The sequence below is a fragment of the Seonamhaeicola marinus genome (assembly GCF_008085455.1).
Window position 1 is genome coordinate 1 of sequence record NZ_VSDQ01000376.1, and the last position, 354, is coordinate 354.

1 protein-coding gene is annotated in these 354 nt (G+C 36.7%); it reads right to left on the bottom strand.

Annotated features, from left to right (window positions below; all coding sequences use genetic code 11):
• The coding region (locus FUA24_RS05010) for an acyl-CoA dehydrogenase family protein (RefSeq protein ID WP_148540287.1) at nucleotides 1–338 on the bottom strand (338 nt) is incomplete at its 3' end.
• Between the last annotated feature and the right edge of the window lie 16 nt (nucleotides 339–354).

Below are 354 nucleotides of genomic sequence, written 5' to 3' on the forward strand. Positions count from 1 at the left end.
GCGCCAAATGCAGTACTGAAAGACCCAGTTGCACCCGAAATATAATCACATACTAACATGGTATCTACAAAGCCCATGCCCATGCCTCCATATTCAGCAGGAACAGCTACACTTAAAAAACCAAGTTCACCAGCTTTACGCATACAAGATTCTGTTAATGCATAATCTTTCTTTTCAAATTGTGCTTTTTTTGCCCAAATTTCTCTATCAACAAATTCGGTTACAGCCTCTTTCATCATTAGTTGGTCTTCATTAAAATCTTCAGGAGTGAAAACATCTTCACAGTTTGATTCTTTTACAAGAAATTGTCCGCCTCTTAATATATCTTTTTCTTCCATTTTTTACATACTCCCC